The organism is Agromyces humi (assembly GCF_009720255.1).
Classification (GTDB): domain Bacteria; phylum Actinomycetota; class Actinomycetes; order Actinomycetales; family Microbacteriaceae; genus Agromyces; species Agromyces humi.
The window spans coordinates 1-1,935 of sequence record NZ_WJSP02000546.1; the positions used below are offsets into that span (position 1 = coordinate 1).

At 72.8% G+C, this 1,935-nt stretch carries 4 protein-coding genes; 2 read left to right on the plus strand and 2 right to left on the minus strand.

Annotation, left to right across the window (positions count from 1 at the left end):
• On the plus strand, positions 1 to 460 hold a 460-nt coding region (locus GH736_RS22040; protein ID WP_328596947.1), incomplete at its 5' end, for an META domain-containing protein.
• On the opposite strand, the gene GH736_RS22045 is transcribed toward GH736_RS22040, so the two are convergent.
• Both GH736_RS22045 and GH736_RS22050 read right to left on the minus strand, forming a co-directional pair.
• On the minus strand, positions 457 to 945 hold the full coding sequence (locus GH736_RS22045) for a VOC family protein (protein ID WP_203230907.1): 489 nt from the start codon (positions 943 to 945) through the stop codon (positions 457 to 459). The genes GH736_RS22040 and GH736_RS22045 overlap by 4 nt on opposite strands.
• A 97-nt stretch (positions 946 to 1,042) precedes the next feature.
• Positions 1,043 to 1,591: a helix-turn-helix transcriptional regulator gene (locus tag GH736_RS22050; RefSeq protein WP_159607094.1), complete on the minus strand. Its 549-nt coding sequence runs from the start codon at positions 1,589 to 1,591 to the stop codon at positions 1,043 to 1,045.
• A 63-nt stretch (positions 1,592 to 1,654) separates the two neighbouring features.
• Here GH736_RS22050 and GH736_RS22055 point away from each other — a divergent pair, with 63 nt between their 5' ends.
• A complete protein-coding gene (locus GH736_RS22055; RefSeq protein WP_159607096.1) occupies positions 1,655 to 1,909 on the plus strand; it encodes a hypothetical protein in 255 nt (84 codons plus the stop codon).
• The last annotated feature ends 26 nt before the right edge of the window (positions 1,910 to 1,935 follow it).

The following is a 1,935-nucleotide window of genomic DNA, read 5'->3' on the forward strand; positions in this document are numbered from 1 at the left end:
GCCGGTCGCTGATCTGCTCGGGCATACGATGTGCCGCATGCGACGGATGCTGCGCACCACCACACTGGCCGGAACCATCCTCCTCGCCGCGGCGCTCGCGCTGTCGGGCTGCGCCGCCAAGGCCGGCGGGGGCGGCGACGACTCCGCTTCGGCCAGCGCGAAGGGCAGCAGCAGCGAGAGCGCGGTGGGCGAGTGGGGTGACGTCGACGACCAGACGCAGCCGTCGCTCGTGCTCGCGAAGGACGGCACGCTCACGGGCACCGACGGCTGCAACCGCCTCAACGGCGGGTGGACGCAGGACGGCGACACGGTGACGTTCTCGAACGTGGCGTCGACCATGATGATGTGCGCCGACGTGGACACGTGGCTTGCCGGGCTCGACACCGCGAAGGTCGACGGGTCGACGATGACCGTGTACGGCCCGGCCGGCCGCAAGATCGGCACCCTCGAGCGCGCCTAGACCGGTCCGGGGCCCCCGGCGCCGAACGCGTCGACCTCGGGGTCGTAGCCGAGCACGGCGTTGCCCACCTCCGCGGGCTCGTGCATCCAGGGCGTGTAGCTCACGCCCACGAGGAGGCCTTCGGGGCTCAGGAGGCGCGACGTCGTCTGCCCCCACGGCTCCTCGTGCGCGCCGATGAGGATCTCGTGTCCGCTCGACCGCAGTTCCTCGACCGCCTCGCCGACGGCCGCTGGCGTCTCGACGTCGAACTCGATCCACGCCTGCGGCACCGGGCGGTCGGCCGGCCACTCGCTCGTGCCGAACGTGGCCTGGGCCGCCTGGCTGAGCGGCCAGATCGCGAAGGCGTTGACGCCCGGCAGCTCCTCGGTGTGGAAGTACCCCTCGTCCTCGCTGAACGGGATGCCGAGCGCTCCGCGCCAGAAGTCGGCCGACGAGGAGTCGGCGGTGCCGATGGGGCCGAAGCCGGCCACGAATGCGATGTCCATGCGCCAAGCGAACGCCGCATCACCCGCATCCGCAACCCCGAAGGCGGCAGCGGCCGGCGGGGTCCGCCCGATCAGCGCGGGGTCGGGCCGATCCTCGTCATCCGGCGGATGCGACCGCGGCGACGAGCCGCGCGCTGTGCGACGTGAGGAACTCGAGCAGCTCGGGCGGCCCCTCGACGCGATAGCCCGCGCCCGCCGGCAGCCACACGAGCGCCATCGCGAGGGCCTGCGGCCCCTCCGCCTCGAGGGGCCAGACGCAGCGGGTCGGGCCGTCGGCCACGACGTCGCGCCCGTAGGGCCCGAGGTGCTCCATCAGTTCCGCGCGCGGCAGGTCGACGACCACCCGCGCACGAACGCTGCGGTCGCGGTACCGCAGTGCGGACTCGACGCGCCGGCGCGCGGCCTCGTCGGTCATCGGCCGCGGCTCGAATCGGACCCGGGTCTGGAAGACGTCGCTGATGCGGTCGAGTCGGAACGTGCGCCAGTCGTCGCGCTGCCGGTCCCAGGCGAGCAGGTACCAGCGCCGGGCCACGGGCACGAGCCGGTACGGCTCGACGACGCGGGAGGTCGACTCGCCCGCGGCATCCGTGTAGCTGAATCGCAGCCGCTCGGAGTCGCGGCACCCGAGCGCGAGCAGCCCGAGCAATTCGGTGTCGATCTCGGGCGCGGGCCGACCGGATGACTCGCGCGTGCCGACGCCGACGGTGGCGTGCGACTGCAGCGCGTCGATGCGACGCCCGACGTGGCGCTCACGCCCGAGGCGCCCGCGAGGATCGAGCTCCTCACCGAGGCTGAGGGCTCGCTGCAGCAGTACCTGCTGCTCGTCAGGTCAGGCGACAACGGGCGAGGTCCGTGGCGCGCTACGGTGAAGTGGACCGGGCCGCTCAGCTTCGTCCGGCGCACTCCTCTGACCTGCTCGCTCGTCTGCACGGTGAGATCCAAGAAGGCAGCGCCGCGTCGATGACGGCATCGTTGAACGCTGGGGCACCG